This window comes from Hyalangium minutum (assembly GCF_000737315.1).
Lineage (GTDB): Bacteria > Myxococcota > Myxococcia > Myxococcales > Myxococcaceae > Hyalangium > Hyalangium minutum.
Map to the genome: position 1 here is coordinate 140,469 of NZ_JMCB01000003.1, position 19,700 is coordinate 160,168.

Annotated in this window: 15 protein-coding genes; 9 read left to right on the forward strand and 6 right to left on the reverse strand. The window is 68.2% G+C overall.

The features are described from left to right. Positions 1-4: 4 nt before the first annotated feature. Positions 5-1,792 carry a DUF885 domain-containing protein gene (locus DB31_RS07280; RefSeq protein ID WP_044184460.1) on the reverse strand — a complete coding sequence of 596 codons (1,788 nt, stop codon included), beginning with the start codon at positions 1,790-1,792 and terminating at the stop codon, positions 5-7. Positions 1,793-1,901: 109 nt separating this feature from the next. Between DB31_RS07280 and DB31_RS07285 the strand changes: the two genes are divergently transcribed. Next, entirely contained in the window at positions 1,902-3,071 is a 1,170-nt protein-coding gene (locus DB31_RS07285; RefSeq protein ID WP_044184463.1) for a dipeptidase, read from the forward strand. 9 nt (positions 3,072-3,080) lie between these two features. On the opposite strand, the gene gspC is transcribed toward DB31_RS07285, so the two are convergent. Then, positions 3,081-3,965, reverse strand: a complete 885-nt coding sequence (gene gspC / locus DB31_RS07290) for a type II secretion system protein GspC (RefSeq protein ID WP_052419785.1) — start codon at positions 3,963-3,965, stop codon at positions 3,081-3,083. A gap of 426 nt (positions 3,966-4,391) precedes the next feature. Here gspC and DB31_RS07295 point away from each other — a divergent pair, with 426 nt between their 5' ends. Continuing rightward, entirely contained in the window at positions 4,392-5,138 is a 747-nt protein-coding gene (locus DB31_RS07295) for a Uma2 family endonuclease (RefSeq protein WP_338034284.1), read from the forward strand. A gap of 31 nt (positions 5,139-5,169) precedes the next feature. Here DB31_RS07295 and DB31_RS07300 read toward each other — a convergent pair whose 3' ends face one another. Continuing rightward, on the reverse strand, positions 5,170-6,633 hold the full coding sequence (locus DB31_RS07300) for a glutamate synthase subunit beta (RefSeq protein WP_044184470.1): 1,464 nt from the start codon (positions 6,631-6,633) through the stop codon (positions 5,170-5,172). Between the two features lie 3 nt (positions 6,634-6,636). Beyond that, positions 6,637-11,193: a glutamate synthase large subunit gene (gltB, locus tag DB31_RS07305; protein ID WP_420806670.1), complete on the reverse strand. Its 4,557-nt coding sequence runs from the start codon at positions 11,191-11,193 to the stop codon at positions 6,637-6,639. Positions 11,194-11,516: 323 nt separating this feature from the next. Here gltB and DB31_RS07310 point away from each other — a divergent pair, with 323 nt between their 5' ends. Further along, entirely contained in the window at positions 11,517-12,629 is a 1,113-nt protein-coding gene (locus tag DB31_RS07310; RefSeq protein ID WP_276203610.1) for an alanyl-tRNA editing protein, read from the forward strand. A 36-nt stretch (positions 12,630-12,665) separates the two neighbouring features. Here DB31_RS07310 and DB31_RS07315 read toward each other — a convergent pair whose 3' ends face one another. Next, positions 12,666-13,559 carry an alpha/beta fold hydrolase gene (locus DB31_RS07315; RefSeq protein ID WP_044184475.1) on the reverse strand — a complete coding sequence of 298 codons (894 nt, stop codon included), beginning with the start codon at positions 13,557-13,559 and terminating at the stop codon, positions 12,666-12,668. A 90-nt stretch (positions 13,560-13,649) separates the two neighbouring features. On the opposite strand from DB31_RS07315, the gene DB31_RS07320 reads away from it, so the two are divergent. From DB31_RS07320 to DB31_RS07330, 3 genes are read left to right on the forward strand one after another with little or no spacing between them, the layout of a single operon-like run. Then, positions 13,650-14,078: a ribosomal maturation YjgA family protein gene (locus tag DB31_RS07320; RefSeq protein WP_044184480.1), complete on the forward strand. Its 429-nt coding sequence runs from the start codon at positions 13,650-13,652 to the stop codon at positions 14,076-14,078. A 53-nt stretch (positions 14,079-14,131) separates the two neighbouring features. Then, positions 14,132-14,626 (forward strand): hypothetical protein, encoded by a 495-nt coding sequence (locus tag DB31_RS07325; protein WP_044184483.1) that lies wholly within the window; start codon positions 14,132-14,134, stop codon positions 14,624-14,626. A 4-nt stretch (positions 14,627-14,630) separates the two neighbouring features. Beyond that, positions 14,631-15,239 carry an HD domain-containing protein gene (locus DB31_RS07330; protein WP_044184486.1) on the forward strand — a complete coding sequence of 203 codons (609 nt, stop codon included), beginning with the start codon at positions 14,631-14,633 and terminating at the stop codon, positions 15,237-15,239. A gap of 12 nt (positions 15,240-15,251) precedes the next feature. Here DB31_RS07330 and DB31_RS07335 read toward each other — a convergent pair whose 3' ends face one another. Beyond that, entirely contained in the window at positions 15,252-16,106 is an 855-nt protein-coding gene (locus DB31_RS07335; RefSeq protein ID WP_044184488.1) for an MBL fold metallo-hydrolase, read from the reverse strand. Positions 16,107-16,197: 91 nt separating this feature from the next. On the opposite strand from DB31_RS07335, the gene DB31_RS07340 reads away from it, so the two are divergent. The 3 genes from DB31_RS07340 to DB31_RS07350 all read left to right on the forward strand — a co-directional run bounded on the left by DB31_RS07340 (position 16,198) and on the right by DB31_RS07350 (position 19,633). Continuing rightward, positions 16,198-16,416: a hypothetical protein gene (locus DB31_RS07340; RefSeq protein WP_157231861.1), complete on the forward strand. Its 219-nt coding sequence runs from the start codon at positions 16,198-16,200 to the stop codon at positions 16,414-16,416. Positions 16,417-16,510: 94 nt separating this feature from the next. Next, complete coding sequence (locus tag DB31_RS07345; protein ID WP_240486575.1) at positions 16,511-17,812, forward strand: phospholipase C/P1 nuclease family protein; 1,302 nt, start codon at positions 16,511-16,513, stop codon at positions 17,810-17,812. 96 nt (positions 17,813-17,908) lie between these two features. Next, positions 17,909-19,633 carry a bifunctional metallophosphatase/5'-nucleotidase gene (locus DB31_RS07350; protein WP_044186106.1) on the forward strand — a complete coding sequence of 575 codons (1,725 nt, stop codon included), beginning with the start codon at positions 17,909-17,911 and terminating at the stop codon, positions 19,631-19,633. The last annotated feature ends 67 nt before the right edge of the window (positions 19,634-19,700 follow it).

Sequence of the window (19,700 nt, forward strand, 5' to 3'; positions counted from 1 at the left end):
GGCCTTACTGTGCCGGGCTGTCTCCCAGCATCAGCCGCCGGAGGATCGGAACAGGCGGGTAGCCGTAGGAGACGGCTTGGTCGTGGAAGCGCTGGAGCGTGAAGCCCGAGCCCCAGCGGGCCCGCGCGTCCTCTCGCAGCTCCAGCAGCATCTTCTTGCCCAGCGCGTAGACGAGGTACGTGGGATCTGAGGTGCCCCGGCGCGCCTCGCGCTCGGCGTTGGTGTGCGTCATGTACGCCTCCTCCTCGAAGAAGCGCACGGCCTGCTCGTACGTCATCCCCCGCGTGTGGAGCGAGAGCCCCACCACATAGCGCGCCAGGCGCTGCAGGTAGAGCGCGAGCTGGTTGAGGCGCAGCTTGTCCGCGTTGGGGCCGGTGCCGCCGTAGCCCTGCTCCAGCATCATCTGCTCGGTGTAGAGCCCCCATCCCTCGCTGAAGGAGCCCGAGCCCAGCATCCGCCGCACCTTCGAGTCCACACGGTTCGTCCACAGGAACTGCACGTAGTGGCCGGGGTAGGCCTCATGGATGGAGACGAGCTGCAGCGCGTGGCGGTTGTAGAAGCTCATGTGCTGCTCGGTCTGCTCGGTGTTCCAAGAGGGCTCGGGCGGTGTCACGTAGTAGTAGGCCTCGGTGGCGCGCGTCTCGAAGGGCCCGGGCATGCTCATGCTGGCGAACGAGAGCGAGCGGTTGAACGCGGGCGTCTCGGCCACCAGGGCGCGCACGTCGCTGGGGATGGTGATGATGCGCTGCTCCACGAGGAACTGGCGGATCTCCTCCAGCATGGCGCGCGTGGTGGGCACCAGCTCGGCCGGGGTGGGGTGCTCCTTGCCCAGCTCGCGGTAGACGTCCATGGGCGCCTTGCCGGGCGCGAGGCGCGCGGCCACCTCGCGGAACTGGCTCTGGGTGCGCTTCAGCTCCGCCTGGCCCCAGGCGAGCAGGGAGCCGATGTCCTCGGTGACGCCCTCTTCGTACTTGAGCTTTTGTCGGTAGAGCTCCTCGCCGATGGCGAAGTCCCCGTTCGAGCGGGGCAGCAGGTCCTCTCGCAGGAAGCGGATGAAGCCGTCGATGGCGGCCAGGCAGCGGGCCTGCTCCTGCTTGAAGGCGTCCTGCAGGGCGGCGTCCTTCACGGGCTCGAAGGCCTTGGGCAGGGTGTCCGCGTAGAGAGCGCGGGCGCCCTGGGCCTGCATGAGGGCGATCTCGGTCCACAGCTTGGGCGGGTTCTTCAGCGTGGCCTGCGCCGTGGTGAACACGGTGGGAACGCTCTTCATGCGGCTGATGGCCGAGCGCATGCGCTGCTCGAGCGGCGCGAAGTCCCGGTTCACGAGCTGGAAGAGGGCGAAGGAGGCTGTGTTCAGCCAGGTGTTGGGGTTGCGTTCCCAGGTGCGCAGGGTCTCTTGGTCCAGGATGCGTGCCCGGAGGTGGTTCTCGAGGATGTCGTAGTCGGCCTGGTCGAGCGGCGGCAGGGCGGCGCGGTCCACCTTCTGGGGCAGGGCGGCAAGCTCGGCCTTGAGCTGGGCGAGGTAGGCGGCGCGCTCCTCGGGCGTAAAGCCCCGCAGCTCTCCATCATAGGTGTGGATGCCGGCTTGGGTGGCCTGGGTGGGGAAGCGGCGGAAGGTGTCCTCGAAGTGCGCGTTTACGAAGGCGCGCAGCGCCGTCTGGGCCGAGGATGGGCTCGTGGACTCGGCAGCCGGGGAGCCAGGGCCCTCCGTCTGGGAGGGCGGTCGCGAAGAGGTGCAGGCGGAGGACAACAGCAGGAGCGCGGAGAGGGCGCTCCTTGCACGCGGCGTGAACATGAGGCCTCTGGGAGGAAGATGCCGCGGGAGCCTCGCCGATATGCGTGGGGCCGACAAGGCGAGGGCGCTCTCTCGGGGTTAATCTCTGGCCCATGCGCTGGAGGCTGCGGTGAGGAAGTGGATCGTCCTGGGGATTGTGGCTGTCCTGGTTGTGGGCACCTTCATCGGGCTGGACGTGGCCGCCACGCGCGCGGGCCGCCGGATGAACGGCGTCCATCCCGGGCCGCCCTACACCCCGACCAAGCGAGGCGCCGCGCTGCACTCGCAGCTCTTCATCACGGATCTCCATGCGGATCCGCTGCTGTGGAACCGGGACCTGAACGAGCGCTCGAAGGATGGACAGGTGGATGTGCCCCGGCTTCTGGAGGGCAACGTCTCCCTGCAGATCTTCAGCGTCGTCACCAAGACGCCGAAGCACATGAACACCGAGCGCAATGACGACACCACGGATGACGTGCAGTTGCTCGCATTCGCGCAGCGGTGGCCGCCGAGCGCTTGGTTCAGCTTGAAGGCCCGGGCGCTGTACCAGGCCCGGAAGCTGGAGGACTTGGCGGAGGACTCGGACGGCAAGCTGGTGTTCATGCGCACGCGGGCGGAACTGGAGCAGTTCCTTATCGAGCGCCAGAAGGACAGGAACAAGGTGGGGGCGCTGCTCTCGCTCGAGGGTATGCACGCGCTCGAAGGCAAGGTGGAGGCGGTGGACGATCTGTACGCCGCGGGCTTCCGGATGCTGGGGTTCGCCCACTTCTTCGACAACGAGGTGAGCGGGTCGGCCCACGGCATGAAGAAGGAGGGGCTGACGGAACTCGGACGCGCCGTGGTGAAGCGGATGGAGGAGCGGGGCATGACGCTCGATCTTGCGCACTCATCGCGGAAGACCTTCGAGGACGTGCTTGCGATCGCCACCCGGCCGGTGGTCGTGTCGCACTCGGGGGTGAGGGGCACGTGTGACAACAACCGGAACCTGAGCGACAGCCAGCTCCGCGCCATTGCTCGGAACGGTGGGGTGGTGGGTATCGGCTACTGGAGCACCGCGACGTGTGGCAAGGACGCGAAGGCCATCGCCCGTGCCATCCGCTACGCGGTGTCCGTGGCCGGGCTCGAGCACGTCGGGCTTGGCTCGGACTTCGACGGGGCGGTGACGACTCCGTTCGACACCGCGGGCCTCGTGGAGGTGACCGACGCGCTGATCGCTGAGGGCTTCGGGGAAGGGGAGATCCGGAAGATCGCTGGAGAGAATGTGCTGAGGGTCTTGCGAGCGAATCTCCCCGCTCAGTGACGAAGGGGCTCAGTTCTCCACGGTGTACGTCTTGCGCAGGGGCTGGCCGTCGCGCTCGATCTGGAGCTCGATGCGCGAGGCGCCCTTCATGCTGTGGTAGGCCTCCATGGCGCGCATCGGATCATCGAGCGTGGAGCCGTTGATGCGCTGGAGGATGTCCCCGTTCTTCAGGCCGAGCTTGGCGTAGAGGGAGTCCGGCCTCATGGCGAACAGCTTGAAGCCCCTGGGCTTTCCGTCCGTGAAGGACGGCACCACCCGGGCCTGCGTGGCGATCTGGTTCAGGTTGGCCAGCGTGTTCTCCACGTCCTGGCGCGCGATGGCATAGGCGTCGGGGCCTGTCTGCCGCAGGGAGGAGCCAAAGCCCGTGGTGGGCGCGGCCGGAGCCGGTGGAGCAGATGGCATCCCGAGAGCCGCTGGGGCCGAGGTGAGGTCGAGGAGCTCCACCTGGCCGTTGTTCAAGAACAGCACCCGGGTGCGCTCGATTGCGAGGACCTCGGCACCCTGAAGCGTGCTTCCCACGGCAATGGTGCGCGTGCGCTGGGACGTGGGCTCATACACGGAGGCCAGGGACATGTCCGTCGAGGCGGAGGTCAGGGTTCCCAGCAGCTTGAGCCCGAGCTGGGTGGGCACGGTGACGGTGAGGACGGCGGTGGAGGGCTGACTAGGAGTTCGCAGGGACAGCCCCGTGTAGCGGGCCAGCTCTTCGGCGGAGAGGGGCATGACCGTGGCGGTCGAGGCGCTGACGGGCTCCTGTCGAGCGGGCTCCGAGGCGGTGGGGAGTGTCGCGAGCGACGCACCCAGGAGCGTGTTGACCGTTTGCGCCACCAGCAAGCACGCGCACGCGAGCATGGCGAAGGTAAACGCATGAAACGCGGGACGAATGAGCGACCTCATGGGCAGCCTCCTGATGTGGACAGTGAATGCCCGCGCTCAAAGCAAGCCAGATACCAACCGCAGCACTGCGGGCTGCCCCGAGGGGGCGCTGCGAGGCCTGACCGGACTCGGGTTCGTGCCGCATGACAGAGTGTCAATGCGGGCCTGAGGGCCGTGACGACGCGTCTGCCGGAGGCCCCACCGTCCACGCAGGGAGACGCGAGTCCACGGCGTGAGACGGTCGTGAAGCAGGAATCAACGACTTCCCGGACGCGTGTCCCTTGGACCCACACAACCTGACGGGTAGGCGCGCCAATTGCTAACGGAATACGTCGGGGGAGCATTGACGCGCGCGCCCGTCCGCCGCACGCTTAGGGCATGGGACGGCACGCATATAAGGGCGAAGGACCATTCCCCCAGGCTCCGACGCAAGAGGAGTGGGAGGCGATGGGACCGGAGGAGAGGGCCCGGGTGGTGGAGTCACTGCCTGGGGAGGTGACGTGGGACGAGATGGCGATGCCCGAGGGGGATCCACACTTCGGGGCGAAGGTGCGGACCTTGGATGTGCTCAAGGGCTACTTCCGCAATCAGAAGCGCAAGGTGTACCTGGGCGCGGAGCTGCCTGTGTACTACCCGGCGGAGCGGCGCTTCGCTCCGGACTTGGTGGCCGTGCTGGATACCGAGCCGCACGAGCGCAACAAATGGGTGGTGAGCCATGAGGGCAAGGGGCTGGACTGGGTGTTGGAGGTTCACTTCGGCGGCGACCGGAAGAAGGACGCCGTCTTCAATGTGAAGCGGTACGCGCAGTTGGGCATCCCTGAGTACTTCATCTACGACCGGCGCAAGCAGCGGCTGGAGGCCTACCGGCTGCTGTCGCCCGAGTCGCGCAGGTACGAGCGGATGCTGCCCAGGCAAGGCCGGTTCGTGTCCGAGGTGCTCGGGCTGGAACTGGAGGTGTCCGAGGAGAAGCTCCAGCTGTGGGCGGGCAACGCGCTCCTCTTGGAGTCCGCGGAGATGTTGGCCCGGGTGCAGGAGAAGCTGGAGCAGGTGGCTCTTCAGCGGGAGGAAGAGGCGCGGCGTCGCGAGGAGATGGAACTCCGATTGGCCGAGGAAACGCGCCGGCGTGAGGAGACAGAGCAACGCCTGAGAGTGCTTCAGGCGGAGGTGGAGCACCTCCAACGCCCCAAGGAGTAGGGCAGGGGAGGCGCTCAACGGCCGGGATGGCTCAGCCGAACGAGGCGTCCCGGCCGCGGGTGGGAAGCGCGGAAGCGTTGCCCGAGAGATAGGCGTCTGCGGACTTCGCCGCTTCCCGCCCGTCCGAGATGGCCCAGACGACGAGGCTGGCGCCCCGGTTCGCGTCTCCCGCGCAGAACACCCCGTCCACCGAGGTCGCGAAGCGCGCGTCCACCTGCACCGCGCCCCGAGGCGTCAGCCGGACTCCCAGGTCCTCCTGAAGGCCCGCCGTCACCGGTCCCGTGAAGCCCATGGCCAGGATCAACAGATCCACCTCGTGGGTCTCCTCGGTGCCCGGGACCTCCACGAGCCGCGTGGAGCCGTCCGCCTGCTTCTGGAACTCCACCTGCACCGCGACCAGCTTCTGGAGCTGGCCCTCGCTGCCGAGGAGCTGTTTCGTCATGAGCCCGAACGCGCGATCGCCGCCTTCCTCCTGGCTGGAGGAGGTGCGGAACACGATGGGCCAGCGTGGCCACGGGTTGTTCGAGGACCTCGTCATCGGCGGGGTCGGCATCAGCTCCACCTGCGTCACGTTCGCCGCGCCCTGCCGCAGTGCCGTGCCCAGGCAGTCCGAGCCCGTGTCGCCACCGCCCAGGATGAGCACCCGCTTGCCCGCCGCGTTCAGCCGAGGCTCCAGCGTGGCCAGCCCCGCGACCACCCGGTTTTGGTGCTCCAGGTAGTCCATTGCTTGCACCACGCCCGCCAGCTCGCGTCCCGGTACCTCCAGCTCCCGAGGCTTCCTCGCGCCGATGGCCAGCACCAGCGCGTCATACTGCTCGCGCAGCGCACGGAAGCCGGGCTCCTTGCCCACGTCCACGCCCGTGCGGAACACCACGCCCTCCGCCTCCATGAGGGCCAATCGCCGCTCCAGCACGCCCTTCTCCATCTTGAAGTCGGGGATGCCGTAGCGCAGCAGGCCGCCGGCCTTGTCGTCGCGCTCGTACACCGTGACGGAGTGTCCCGCCCGGTTGAGCTGCGCCGCCGCCGCCAGCCCCGCGGGCCCCGAGCCCACCACCGCCACCCGCTTGCCCGTGCGCCGCGCTGGAGGCTGCGCCTGCACCCAGCCCTCCGCGAAGGCCCGCTCGGCGATCTCCTTCTCCATCTGCTCGATCGTCACCGGGTGCTGATCGATGGAGAGCACGCATGCGGCCTCGCACGGCGCCGGGCACAGCCGGCCGGTGAACTCCGGGAAGTTGTTGGTGCTGCTCAGCGCCAGGAAGGCCGCCTTCCACCGTCCCCGGTACACCGCCTCGTTGAAGTCTGGGATGGGATTGCCCAGGGGACAGCCCTGCTGACAGAAGGGAACACCGCAGTCCATGCAGCGCCCCGCCTGTTGCTTTGCCTCCTCGGGGGCGAGGGGCAGCACGAACTCGCGCGAGTCGTTGACCCGCTCCTTCTTCTCCCGCTTGGGCGCTGGTACCCGCGCCCACTCCATGAAACCCGTCGGCTTGCCCATGGCTCAGCCCTCCGCCCCGGCAACCCGCCGATGAGGAACCAGTGTGGTCGGCTTGCGCGCCGCGCGGCGCGCCTGGAGCACGCGCTTGTAATCCGTGGGCATCACCTTCACGAACTGCGGCACCATCAGCTCCCAGTTGTCGAGCACCCGGCGCGCCAGCGTGCTCCCCGTGTGCTGGAAGTGGCGCTCGATCATCCCGTGCACGAGCCAGATCTCCGACTCGTCCACCAGGGACTCCAGCTCCACCATCTCCAGGTTGCAGCGCTTGCGGAACGAGCGCTCCCGGTCGAGCACGAACGCCATGCCGCCGCTCATGCCCGCCGCGAAGTTCCGTCCCGTCGGCCCTAGCACCACCACCACGCCACCCGTCATGTACTCGCAGCCGTGGTCCCCCACGCCCTCCACGACGGCCTGGGCGCCGCTGTTGCGCACCGCGAAGCGCTCACCGGCCAGTCCGCGCAGGTACACCTCGCCCGCGGTGGCGCCGTAGAGCACCGTGTTGCCCACCAGCACGTTCTCCTCGGGCGTGAAGCGGCTGTCCGCGGGCGGGTAGACGATCACCCGCCCACCCGAGAGCCCCTTGCCGAGGTAGTCGTTGGAGTCGCCCTCCAGCTCCAGCGTCACGCCACTGGTCAGGAACGCGCCGAAGCTCTGACCCGCGGAGCCATGCAACCGGATGCGGATCTGTCCATCCGCCAGCCCGCGAGAGCCGTGGCGCTTGGCAATCTCCCCGGAGAGCATCGCTCCGACGGCGCGGTGGGTGTTGCTCACCGGCCGGACCAGCATCGTGGGCGCGCCGCCATCCAGCGTGGCCCGCGCGTGCTTGAGGAGCTCGAGATCCAGGTGGTCCGACACATCCTTGCGTTGGGCCGTGCTACAGCGCCGAGGCTCGGTCTCGGGTGCACGTGGAGTCGCCAGCAGCGCGGAGAGATCCACACGCTGTGCCTTCCAGTGCGTCGAGTCCTTCCGCTGCCGCAGCAGATCCACCCGGCCGACCAGCTCCTCCAGCTTCCGTACGCCCAGAGCCGCCATCTGCCGGCGCAGCTCCTCGGCCACCAGGAAGAAGAAGTTCACCACGTGCTCGGGCTTGCCCTGGAAGCGCTCACGCAGCTTGGGATCCTGCGTGGCGATGCCCACCGAGCAGGTGTTGAGGTGGCACTTGCGCAGCATCACGCAGCCCACCGCCACCAGGCTCGCGGTGGCCATGCCGAACTCCTCGCCGCCCATGAGCGCCGCGACGAGCACGTCCCGCGCCGTGCGGAGGCCGCCGTCCACCTGCACGCGGATGCGATCGCGCAGGCCGTTGTGCACCAGCACCTGCTGCGTCTCCGCCAGCCCCAGCTCCCAGGGCAGGCCCGCGCGCTTGATGCTCGACAGCGGCGAGGCGCCCGTGCCGCCCTCGTAGCCAGAGATGACCACGCAGCCCGCTCCCGCCTTCGCCACGCCGGCCGCGATGGTGCCGACGCCCACCTCGCTCACCAGCTTCACGCTGATGCGCGCGTCGGGGTTCACCGACTGCAGGTCATAGATGAGCTGCGCCAGATCCTCGATGGAGTAGATGTCGTGGTGCGGCGGCGGCGAGATCAGCGTCACCCCGGGGTTGGACCAGCGCACCCGGGCGATCCGCTCGTCTACCTTGTGGCCCGGGAGCTGGCCGCCCTCACCGGGCTTGGCGCCCTGGGCGACCTTGATCTGCAACTCCACTGCGTTCACGAGGTACTCGGTGGTGACGCCGAAGCGGGCGCTGGCCACCTGCTTGATCGCGCTGCGGCGCGAGTCCCCGTTCTCGTCCAGCGAGTAGCGGTGAGCCTCCTCTCCACCCTCGCCGCTGTTGGAGCGCCCTCCAATCCGGTTCATCGCGATGGCCAGCGTCTCGTGCGCCTCGGCGCTGATCGATCCGAAGGACATGGCGCCCGTCACGAAGCGCCGGACAATCTCCGTCGCTGACTCCACCTGATCCAGCGGGATCGGCTTGCGTCCCTCCGTGACGACCTCGAGCAGCCCACGGAGGTTGCACTGCTCGCGCGTCTCGTCGTCCGCCAGCTTCGAGTACTCGGCGAACACGGCCGTGTCGTTCTCGCGCACCGCCGCCTGGAGCTTCGCCAGCGTGGCCGGGTTCCACTTGTGCGTCTCGCCCCGGCGCCGCCACTGGTAGTGGCCACCGGCAGGCAGAAGCCCCTCCTCGGAGGCCGCTGCCGGGCCGAAGCCGCGCGCGTGCCGCTCTACCACTTCGCGTCCCAGCTCGAGCAGGCCTACTCCCTCCACGCGCGAGGCCGTGCCCGTAAAGTGCTTCTCGATGAGCCCTCGCTTCAGGCCCACGGCCTCGAAGAGCTGGGCGCCGCGGTAGGACTGCAGCGTGGAGATGCCCATCTTCGACATCACCTTGAGCAGGCCCTCCTCGATGGCGTGGATGTACTGCTCCTGCGCCTTCTCGGCATTCACCTGCAGTTCGGCGGACTCGGCCATGGCGCGCAGCGAGTCCAGCGCCAGGTACGGGTTTACCGCCGAGGCGCCGTAGCCGAACAGGAGCGCGAAGTGGTGCACCTCGCGGGCTTCGGCGGTCTCCACCACCAAGCCGGTGTACATGCGGATACCATCCCGCACCAGCCGTTGGTGCACCGCCGACAGCGCCAGCAGCGCCGGGATGGCGCCGTTGGCCGCGTCCACACCCCGATCGCTCAGCACCAGGATGTTGACGCCCGAGTCCACGGCCTTCACGGCCTCGTCACACATCCACTCCAGCGCCTGCTCCAGCGCGCCGTCGCCCCCGCTCACGGTGTAAAGCAGTGAGAGCGATCGCGTCTCGAAGATGCCCTCGTCCCGGATGCCGGCCAGCTTCGCCAGATGCTCGTTGGTGATGATGGGGCCCGGGAGTGCCAGCCGATGGCACTGCTCCGGAGTCTCCTCGAAGGTGTTGCCCTCGGGGCCCAGCGCCGTGCTCAGCGTCATGACCAGCGACTCGCGGATCGGATCGATCGGCGGGTTGGTCACCTGCGCGAAGAGCTGGTGGAAGTAGGAGAAGAGGCTCGGGGCCTGATCGCTGAGCACCGCCAGCGGCGTGTCCGTGCCCATGGAGCCCACCGGCTCCTTGCCCGTCTCCGCCATGGGCTGGAGGATCAGCCGCGCGTCCTCGTCCGTGTAGCCGAAGGCGCGCTGGAGCCGCCACAGCTCCTCGCCCACGAGCCGCGCCGGAGCGGGCCGCTCCGGGAGGTCCGCGAAGGTGGAGAGGTTGCGCTGCAGCCAGCGGCGGTACGGCCAGCGGCCGGCGATGTCCGCCTTCACCTCTTCGTCCTCGACGATGCGGCCTTCGGCGGTGTCCACCAGGAGCATCTTGCCCGGTGTGAGCCGGCCCTTGCGCCGCACCTGGGCTGCGGGCACGTCGATGACACCCGTCTCCGAGGCCAGGATGAGGCGATCATCCTCGGTGATGAGGTAGCGAGCCGGGCGCAGGCCGTTGCGATCCAGCGTGGCGCCGATCATCTGGCCGTCCGTGAACGCGATAGCGGCGGGGCCGTCCCACGGCTCCATCAGCGCCGAGGAGTACTCGTAGAAGGCGCGCCGCTCGTCGTTCATGGTGGCGTGGCCCTCCCACGCCTCCGGGATCATCATCATCATCGAGTGCGGCAGCGTGCGCCCACCCAGGTAGAGCAGCTCCACCATGTTGTCGAACTGGGCCGAGTCGCTCTTGCCCGGGACGATGAGCGGGTAGAGCGACTCCAGGCTGCCGCCGAACCGGGCCGACTGGAGCAGCCCGCGGCGGGCCGTCATCCAGTTCCGGTTGCCGCTCAGCGTGTTGATCTCGCCGTTGTGGGCGATGTAGCGGAACGGCTGTGCCAGCTCCCACGTGGGGAAGGTGTTGGTGGAGAAGCGCGAGTGCACCAGCGCCAGCGCGCTCACCAGCTCCGGGTGCCGCAGATCCTCGTAGAAGCGAGGTAACTGCCGGGGCAGGAGCAGACCCTTGTAGATGATGGTCTCCGCCGAGAAGCTGGCGATGTGGAAGCGGCCCCACGTGTCCATGCCGCTCTCACGCACGCGGCTCTCGGCGAGCTTGCGGATGCGGTAGAGCTTGCGCTCGAAGGCGCTGGGCACCACGCGGCGCCGGGCCACGAAGAGCTGGCGGATGACGGGAGCCACCTCGCGCGCCACCGAGCCCAGGTGCTCCGGAGCCACGGGTACGTCTCGCCAGCCGAGCACCCGCTGGCCCTCTTCGGCCACCACCTCTTCGAGGATGCGCTCACACGCCGTGCGGGCAAACGGATCGGAGGGCAGGAACGTCTGCGCCACCGCGTACTGGCGGCGAGGCGGCAGATCGATGCGGTGCTTGCTGGCCTCCTTCTCGAAGAGCCGGTGCGGCAGCTGCACGAGGATGCCCGCGCCGTCACCGGTCTCGGGGTCCTTGCCCACCGCCGCGCGGTGACTCAGCCGGTTGAGCAGCTCCAGCGCGTCGTCGACGATGCCGCGCGACCGATCGCCCTTGATATGGGCCACGAAGCCAACGCCGCAGGCGTCGTGCTCCGTCTCGGGTTCATACAGCCCATACCGCCCCGGGACGTGCGACATCAGTAGATTCCCTCCTTCACTGCTAGGCACAGCGTGTTCACTCGCGAACCTCGGATGGTAATGCGGCGCGTCAGGTTGGGTAAAGGAGAGTCTGAAGAGGGGCTGCTTTGGTTGGGGGGACAGGAAGCAGGCATGGCGGGTTCGCGCAGAGCCAGGGCGGCGTTCTTCCAGATCCACGCAGCGCGTCAAGGGGAGCGTGACGCACCTGCTGCCGTGTTATCCCTTCCTCTGTCATGGCCTCCACCGAACGCCTCTACTTCAGCGATCCTTTCCTTCACCAATTCACCGGACGCGTGATTGCGCACGCCGCCTGGAATGGGACCTTGTCGGTTGTGCTCGATCGCACGGCCTTCTACCCGGAGGCTGGCGGTCAGATGGCGGATCGCGGGCTGCTCGGCGGCTACGCGGTGAAGGACGTGCAGGTGGATGACGCGGGGGTGGTCCACCACGTGCTGGAGCTGTCCGAGGGGAAGGCGCTGCCCGAGGTGGGCGCCGAGCTGGCGGGACAGATCGATCGGGCCCGCCGCCGCGTGCACATGGCGCTGCACACGGGCCAGCACATGCTCTCGCGGGCCCTGGTGGATGTGGCTCAGGCGAACACCATCTCCTCGCGCCTGGGCGAGACGCTCTGCACCATCGACGTGGATCTGGAAGTCCTTGACGAGGCGCGCGTCGCCGAGGCGGAGGAACTGGTCAACTCGGTGATCGATGACGACGTGGCGATCCGGTCCTTCTTCCCGACGGTCGAGGAGCTGGCGGCTCTGCCGCTGCGCCGGGCTCCCAAGGTGACGGACAACATCCGCGTGGTGCAGATCGGCGAGTTCGATGTGTCCCCTTGCGGAGGGACCCACTGCACGCGGTCGGCGCAGGTGGGGATGATCCGGGTGCTCGGTGTGGAGCGCTATAAAGGTAAGGGACGCGTGTCGTTCTCCGCCGGCCGCCGTGCGCGGACCGAGCTGTGGCAGGAGGCCGGGACGCTCCGGGGCCTGAGCCGCGCCTTCACGTGCGGCCCGGGCGAGGTGCCGGTGGTGATCGACAAGATCCGTCGCGATCTCACCGAGACGCGGGAGGCGCTGGGTGCGGTCCGGGCGAAACTGGCTGATCAGGCCGCCGTGGAGCTGGCCGCTGCATTGGAGAAGTCTCCGGAGCGCCGGGTGGTGGCGGTGCTCGAGGGCGCCAACCCCGAGTCGCTGCGCGCGATCGCCGCGAGGCTCACGTCCCAGCCAGAGTCCGTGGTGCTGCTCGCGGGCCGCGCGCCCGAGGGCATGCCAGTGCTGATCGCTCGAGGGAGTGGCTCCAGCTTCGGGTGTGGCGCCTTCCTCAAGCGTCTGGCCGAGGCTGCGGGAGGCCGAGGCGGTGGCCGTCCCGAGCATGCCGAGGGCCGCCTGCCCCCAGGCACGGACTTCCCAGGGCTCGTCGCCCAGCTTCTCGGATGAACGGACGAGCCCCTCGACTGTCGGGGGGCTTGCTGCTCAGCCCTTCCGGGCGATGAAGTCGCGCAGGTGCCGGATGACCTCGGCTGGCTTCTGCAGGGTGACCCAGTGTGTTGCTCCCGGGATCTTGTGGATCGTGAGATCGGGTGCGAGCTGATCGAGTCCCTCGAGGCCGCTCGGCAAGAGGTAGGGATCCTGCTCTCCCCAGAGCACGAGCACGGGGAAGCGGACCTTCCACTGCTCCTGGGAGAGCCCGTCCATCAAGTTGCTGCCACCCGGAGAGCCTTGTCCGTCTGGAGGGCCGATCTGGGCAGCCCGGTAGTAGTTGAGGCCGGCGTCGACGGCCCCGGGCTGCTTCAGGGCCTGGAGCCACTCGGCCTCGTCCTCGGCGGAGAGCGCGGCGCCGTGCTGACGGGCATCCTCGAAGATGGCCTGCTTCGCGAAGGCGAAGTCATTGCCGGAGATCTGCTGGTCGAAGCCCGGGGTCCGGAAGCCCAGCATGTACTGGCTGGCCTCCTGCTGCTTGGGGTTCTCGCGCAGATCGCGGTTGAAGAGGGCGGGGTGGGTGATGTTCACCGTGACGAAGCGGCGGATGAGCTCCGGGTGACGAAGCACGAAGCTCCAGCCCAGGAGCGCACCCCAGTCCTGGCACACCACCGTGAGCCTGCGCAGGCCCAGGTGCTCCACGAGCGCGCGCACGTCTTCTACGAGGTTCTCGATGCGGTACGCCTCGACGTCCGTGGGGCGAGAGGTGAGGTTGTAGCCCCGGAGGTCTGGGGCGATGACCCGGTGGTCCTTTGAGAACTCCGCCATCAAGCCCTTCCAGACGCCCCAGTACTCGGGGAAGCCGTGGAGGAACAGGAGGGGCTCACCCGTTCCCTGAGTCACATAGTGCATACGGATGCCGTTGACGTCCGCGTAGGCGTGCTGCATGGCGTGAGACCTCCTGTGTCCGGTGAGCGCGGTGTGCGGTGCCCGAGAGGATGCCTGAATCCCCTCCAGGCAGTCGCATAGAATGGGGGGATGCGTCTCCCCGCTACCCTGGTGGCTCCTGCGGACCCAGCGCGCTCCCGGTGGCGGATCCTGCCGCTGCTGCTGCTGCTGCCCGTGCTGGGGCTGGGCTCGCGCTCGGGGGCTCCCTGGCTGCCCTCCTTCGTCGCGGAATACGCGGGGGACACGCTCTGGACGATGATGGTGTACGTGTGCCTCGTCTTTGTCTGGCCCCGCCTCTCGGTGGCCCAGGCGGCAGGGGCGGCGCTGGCGATCTCCTTCGCGGTCGAGTTCAGTCAGCTCTACCGTGCCCCCTGGATCGATGCGCTGCGCGCACATCGCCTGGGGGCACTGGTGCTCGGACGTGGTTTTCTGGGATCGGATCTGGTCTGTTACACCGTGGGCGCGCTGGTGGCGGCGGGAGCGGAGAGGTTGCTCGCCCAGCAACAGAGCGGGGAATGAGTCCCCGGGGAATAGGCGTTGGGCATACATTCGTGAATACTCCAGACACGAGCATGACTTCTTCCCCGACCTTGACGGTGGTTGCGCAGACGGCTCCCAGCAATGAGAGCCTCTTCACCGCGTTCCGCGAGGAGCGCACCTCGAAGGTGCGCTGGCTCTTCGTGCTGTTGGTGCCGCTCCTGGGGCTGCTCGCGGCCTGGGGGTCGATGCACGGGCAGGAGCACGCGGTGCGCATCGTCACGGCGCATGGCTTCAAGATGGTTCAGCCGGGCATGTCCCAGGCGGACGTGGTCGCGCGGCTGGGCAACCCCATTGGCAAGACTACCCGGGCGGACGGGGCGGAGTGCGTCCAGTACGGTGTGTTCTCCGTCACCGAGCCGTCCACCAACGTGTACGTGCTCTGCTACGTGGATGGGGTGCTCCAGGACGTGACGACGCGGCGCTACTCGCTGTGGACGGTGGATCCCTCCACCGGTGAGTTCATGCCGGCGGGCGTTCCGATGGAAGAGGAGCCGGCCAAGAAGCCTGCTCCTGTGCCCACGCCCTGATCGCATGCGGACGAAAGCTTCGCCGCCCATTTCCCACCTGAGTGGCAAGGCGGCGCTCCCGCTGATCGAGGCTTACTTCGAGTTCAACCACCTGAAGCAGCTCTACCGTCAGGGCTGGCTCCGCGTGGGCATTTCTCCCGAGCGCTGCGAGAGCGTCGCCGAGCACTCCCTCGGCGTGGCCTTGCTGTGCCTCTTCATCGCCGACAGTTGGTTCCCCGAGGCGGATGCCTCCAAGGTCGTCCGGATCGCGCTGCTGCACGATCTGGGGGAGGCCCGTGTCGGTGACATCACTCCGCACGACGGCGTGAACCCCACCCAGAAGCACGCGCTGGAGCGTCAGGCCGTGGCGCAGATCCTCGGCAAGCTGCCGCGTGGCGCCGAGTACCTCGCGCTCTGGGAGGAGTACGAGCAGGGCGCCTCCTTCGAGGCGAAGCTGGTGCGCCAGGTGGATCGGCTCGAGATGTCGCTCCAGGCCTGCGTCTACGAGCACCAGGGTTTTGGGGACCTGTCGCAGTTCTTCGCCTCGGCCGAGAAGGTCATGGAGTCGCCTCAGCTCCGGGCCGTCCTGACGGAGCTTCAGGCTCTGCGGCCCCCTCGCGCTGCTGCTCCCTGAACTCGCTTCGGCTCACCCGAACCAGGCGTTGGTGCTGGGGGCGAACACCTGGATGCGCTGTCTCAAGGCCTCCGGGACTCGCTGGCGGATGAGATCGTGCACCTGCTGCGGCCCGTAGAGCTGGCTGAAGTGCATCAGCACGAGCGCTTCGTTCTTGAACAGGTCCGCCCGGTCGATGATCTCGTCCAGGTGCGTGTGAAGGCGCTCCTGCGTCTCCTCCACGGTCCGTTTCGGGTCCAGGTACGTGCTCTCCAGGATGAGCACCCGGCTCTCCAGGATCGACGGCGCGGACTCCAGTACCCGCGCCAATGTATCCGTGGCGTAGGCCACCTCGAGCCGCTCGACCTCCTCGAAGATCCCAGGGGTGCCCTCACGCCGGAGGCGGGCGATCTCCTCGCCTGGGAGCCCCTGGTGCTCGGGCTTCAGCTTCGTGACGCGCTTGAGGAACTGGTAGCCGAGCGATGGGCCCGCATGGTGGGTCCGGAAGGCACGCACCCAGATGTCCCGGTCCACCTTGCGAGTGTCCCCTGGCAGCATGGGAATGGTCTCGTACGCGACCTCTGAGCGGTGCAGGCGGCCCAGGGCCTCGAGCGCCTCGCGGACCGCTGACTCGATCTCCGCAGGGAGGTACACCTGGGCGGGCGAGTGCTTGCCTACCAGCCCTCGGATCGCGAGCAGCGAACCCAGGGCGCTCGCATGGTCCGCGTGGCCGTGACTCAGGAAGAGATGATCCGTCGTGGCGAAGCTCCGCAGCGGGACGCCTGCGTCCAGCACCACGCCCAACTCCGGCACCTGCAGTGATGTGTAGACCCCCGCTACCGAGATCCCTCGGACGGTGTAAGGGCCTGCCTGCACTTCGGTCAGCATGCCCGGCAAGGCTAATGGCCGGGCCCTCGGAGGGACACTGGAACTTGTAGCAGGGGCTCGGGATGCCAACGTTCCGAGTGAGAGGACGACCATGCGAACGACTCCGACTTCGGCCCTTGTGCTGTTTCTCCTCGCTCCGGTCCTGGCGCTCGCCCAGCCGGGGATGGGGCCTACTGACGACCGCTGGGTGACCCAGAGCTCGGGCTTCTGGTTCTGGGTGATTGCCTTGGCCATCGCCGTGGTGGCCTTCATCGTGGCCAACGTCGTCTTCAATCGGCGATTGCCGCCCACGGGCCCCCGGGGACTCTGAGCCGCAGAGGCGTGGCGCAGGCTGTCTGTCTGCAAGGCAGCCTGGCGCCGGTGGGGCAGGGGAGCATGTGACCCGCCGAGGCGTTGGCTTCATCATGCGTCTCGTGAGGCCCGCCTGCTGCACCGCCGTGCTGCTCCTCCTGCTGGGGATGCCCCGGCCCGCGGCGGCCTTCTCCGTGGGCGACCACCAGGCCCTGACCGAGGCCGCGCTGAAGGCGGCAGGCTCCGAGGCGCGCCCGCTGCTCGCGGCACACCGTGACGCGGTGCTGCATGGCGCCACCGCCGAGGATCTCAACCTCCACGTGAAGTGGACCGGCTGGCACCACTTCTATTGCCCCGAGGGCTCACTCCATACCGCTCTGCGCCACGCCTCCGACGCCCGGGTGCGGGAACTCTGGGAGGAGGCCTTGGAGGCCGCACGCCACGGCGATCTGGAGCGTGCCTTCGATCGCGCGGGGCACCTTGCCCACCACGTGCAGGACATGGCCTCGCCACCCCACGTGGTGCCGGTGAACCACGGGCTGTGGGATCGCTTCGAGCGGTATGGGGTCCGTGCCTCGCTGGCGCGGGCTCCGAGCCGCCAGGTGGCGCCACTTCCGGGTGCGGAGGCGCAGCAGGCGCTCGCGCGCGAGACACTGGCCGCCGTGCGGAGCGACTCACTGCCCACGTCTCACGGTCCGATCCCCTGGAGTGCCTTCTGGTCCGAGCCTTCCACCCGTGTCGCCGCAGCCTTCGGCAGTTACGGCGGAGAGGCGGGCAACGCGTTCGGCGTTCGCGAGGTGCGCTGGCAGGGCAAGCGCCACCCCATCGAGCCCGCAGGCTACGCTGCCTTCATGGACGCGCGGGTCTCCGGCGCGGTGGCGTACACCCGAGCCTTCCTCGAGTGGGCAAGTGATCGCTTCGAAGAGGTCGCCGCCGCGAAGGAGTCTGTCGCCTTGCGCGGCTTCCGCCCATCGCCCGAGCTGTCTCTGCAGCTCTTGGGCGGAGTGACCCGGGACTCGCGAGGAACCACCTCGGTGCTCGGCCTCCGCGCGGCACTCCCGCTGCCTCGTGCGTTCATGCTGTCGCTGGATTGGACTCGAGGTGTGGGCAGCATGCAGGCCGCGCGACGCTCGGGAGGCACGTCCCTGGTCCTGCTCACGCCGCCGCTGTGGACGGCCCGGCCCGGTTATCCCCTGGGGCTCGATCTGCGGGCCGCCGTGGGCGTGGGCCTGGTTCCTTGGGAGGGACAACAGCGGATCAGCGTACCTGCCGGGTTGCGCGCGCACGCGGCTCTGCCCACCCCCTTCTCCCTGAGCGCACAGGTGCTCTACCAGGGACTCCAGCCTCCCGGCGGCACGTGGAGCCATGGCGTCGCTTTCACCCTGGGAGCGGGTCTGGCCTGGGGAGACCGATAACCCTCCGGCATGTGGGGCGCGGTGCGGCATGAGCACCGGATCGTGACGGGCCGGTGGTTCCGTGTGGATCCATTTTCAGGTATTCCCTTCGCGCCCATGACCCATTCCCACTCTTCCTCCTTCTCGAATGCGCGGGTGCGTCCCAGCGTCTTCAAGTTGCTCGGGGCCCTCGTTGCCGGCTCCGTGCTCACCCTCTCGGCTGGCTGCAGCGAAGATGAGCTGACGCCCGCGCAGGCGCCGACGAAGGTCCAGCTGATCGCCTTCAACGACTTCCACGGCAACCTGGAGCCCCCCACGGGGAGCAACGGCCGCATCCGGGTGCCGACCAGCGATGGGAAGGGCGCGGATGTGAACGCGGGCGGCGGCGCGTACCTCGCCTACCACATCGACAAGCTGCGCCAGCGCAACGAGAACACGGTGGTGGTGTCCGCGGGTGACCTGATCGGCGCCTCGCCGCTGGTGTCGGGCATCTTCCACGACGAGCCCACCATCGAGCTGATGAACCTGATCGGCCTGGACATCAACGGCGTGGGCAACCACGAGTTCGATGACGGCCGCGACGAGCTGCTGCGCATGCAGAACGGCGGTTGCCACGCCAACGGCTGCGAGGCCAGCGCCTCGTTCCCGGGCGCGAAGTTCAAGTTCCTGTCGGCCAACGTGATCGACACGGTCTCCAACAAGCCCCTGCTGGACGCCTACACCATCAAGGAGTTCGGCGGCCAGAAGATCGCCTTCATCGGCATGACGCTGGAGGGCACCTCGACCATCGTGAACCTGGCCGGCATCGTGAACCTCTCCTTCAAGGACGAGGCGGACACGGTCAACGCGCTGGTCCCCGAGCTGAAGAGTCAGGGCGTGGAGGCCATCGTGGTGCTCATCCACGAGGGCGGTGCGCAGGTGGCCACGGGCTACTACAATGAGTGCGCCGGCATCTCCGGTCCCATCGTGGCGCTGACCGAGCGGTTCGATGACGCGGTGGACGTGGTCGTCTCCGGCCACACCCACCAGGCGTACAACTGCACCATCGACGGCAAGCTCGTCACCAGCGCGGCCAGCCTCGGGCGCCTGCTCACCACCATTGATCTGACGCTGGATCCCTCCACGGGCGACATCGTGGAGAAGGTGGCCAACAACAACATCGTCACCCGCGACAACGCGAACACCCCGGCCGATACGCTGGTGAAGAAATACGTCAAAGACGCCACGCCCCTGGCCAGCCGCATCCTCGGCAACACGCCGGTGGAGCTGAAGGCCCCCATCCGGCCGCTGCCGGCGGGTATGTCGGGTGAGTCCATCCTGGGCAACATCGTTGCGGACGGGATGCTCGCGGCCACCAAGGACGAGGCCAAGGGCGGCGCCGTGATCGCGTTCCAGAACCCGGGCGGCATCCGCGCGGACATCAACGCCGGGGACATCACCTTCGGCGAGGTCTTCACCGTTCAGCCCTTCGCCAACAACCTGGTGACGCTCACCCTGACGGGTGCCCAGATCGAGAAGGTGCTGGAGCAGCAGTGGGGCGCCAACGTCTCCATCATGCAGGTGTCCGAGGGTTTCTCCTACACCTGGAAGGAGTCGGGGCCGGCGGGGGACAAGATCGATCCGGCGAGCATCATGCTCAACGGGACGGTGATTGACCCGGCGGCGAGCTACCGCGTGACGGTGAACAACTTCATGGCCAGCGGTGGTGACGGCTACCTGGCGTTCACCGAGGGCACGGGTCTGCTTACGGGTCCGATCGATCTCGACTCGCTCGAGGCCTACCTGCGGGTGAACAACCCGCTGACGGTCCCCTCGCTGGGCCGCATCACGCTCGTGCCGTAAGCCGTTTCAGAGCGCCCCTCTCTCGGTTGCGGGAGGGGGAGGGGCGTGCTCTCCGCCCGCGGAGCTC

Bases quoted from the DNA above. Each gene is read 5' to 3' on its own strand.
- DB31_RS07340 (WP_157231861.1), top strand. From the start codon at position 16,198: ATGCGAACGACTCCGACTTCGGCCCTTGTGCTGTTTCTCCTCGCTCCG.
- DB31_RS07315 (WP_044184475.1), bottom strand. From the start codon at position 13,559: ATGCAGCACGCCTACGCGGACGTCAACGGCATCCGTATGCACTATGTG.
- DB31_RS07330 (WP_044184486.1), top strand. From the start codon at position 14,631: ATGCGGACGAAAGCTTCGCCGCCCATTTCCCACCTGAGTGGCAAGGCG.
- DB31_RS07345 (WP_240486575.1), top strand. From the start codon at position 16,511: ATGCGTCTCGTGAGGCCCGCCTGCTGCACCGCCGTGCTGCTCCTCCTG.
- gltB (WP_420806670.1), bottom strand. From the start codon at position 11,193: ATGTCGCACGTCCCGGGGCGGTATGGGCTGTATGAACCCGAGACGGAG.
- DB31_RS07320 (WP_044184480.1), top strand. From the start codon at position 13,650: ATGCGTCTCCCCGCTACCCTGGTGGCTCCTGCGGACCCAGCGCGCTCC.
- DB31_RS07280 (WP_044184460.1), bottom strand. From the start codon at position 1,792: ATGTTCACGCCGCGTGCAAGGAGCGCCCTCTCCGCGCTCCTGCTGTTG.
- DB31_RS07295 (WP_338034284.1), top strand. From the start codon at position 4,392: ATGGGACCGGAGGAGAGGGCCCGGGTGGTGGAGTCACTGCCTGGGGAG.
- DB31_RS07335 (WP_044184488.1), bottom strand. From the start codon at position 16,106: ATGCTGACCGAAGTGCAGGCAGGCCCTTACACCGTCCGAGGGATCTCG.
- DB31_RS07325 (WP_044184483.1), top strand. From the start codon at position 14,132: ATGACTTCTTCCCCGACCTTGACGGTGGTTGCGCAGACGGCTCCCAGC.
- gspC (WP_052419785.1), bottom strand. From the start codon at position 3,965: ATGAGGTCGCTCATTCGTCCCGCGTTTCATGCGTTTACCTTCGCCATG.
- DB31_RS07350 (WP_044186106.1), top strand. From the start codon at position 17,909: ATGACCCATTCCCACTCTTCCTCCTTCTCGAATGCGCGGGTGCGTCCC.
- DB31_RS07300 (WP_044184470.1), bottom strand. From the start codon at position 6,633: ATGGGCAAGCCGACGGGTTTCATGGAGTGGGCGCGGGTACCAGCGCCC.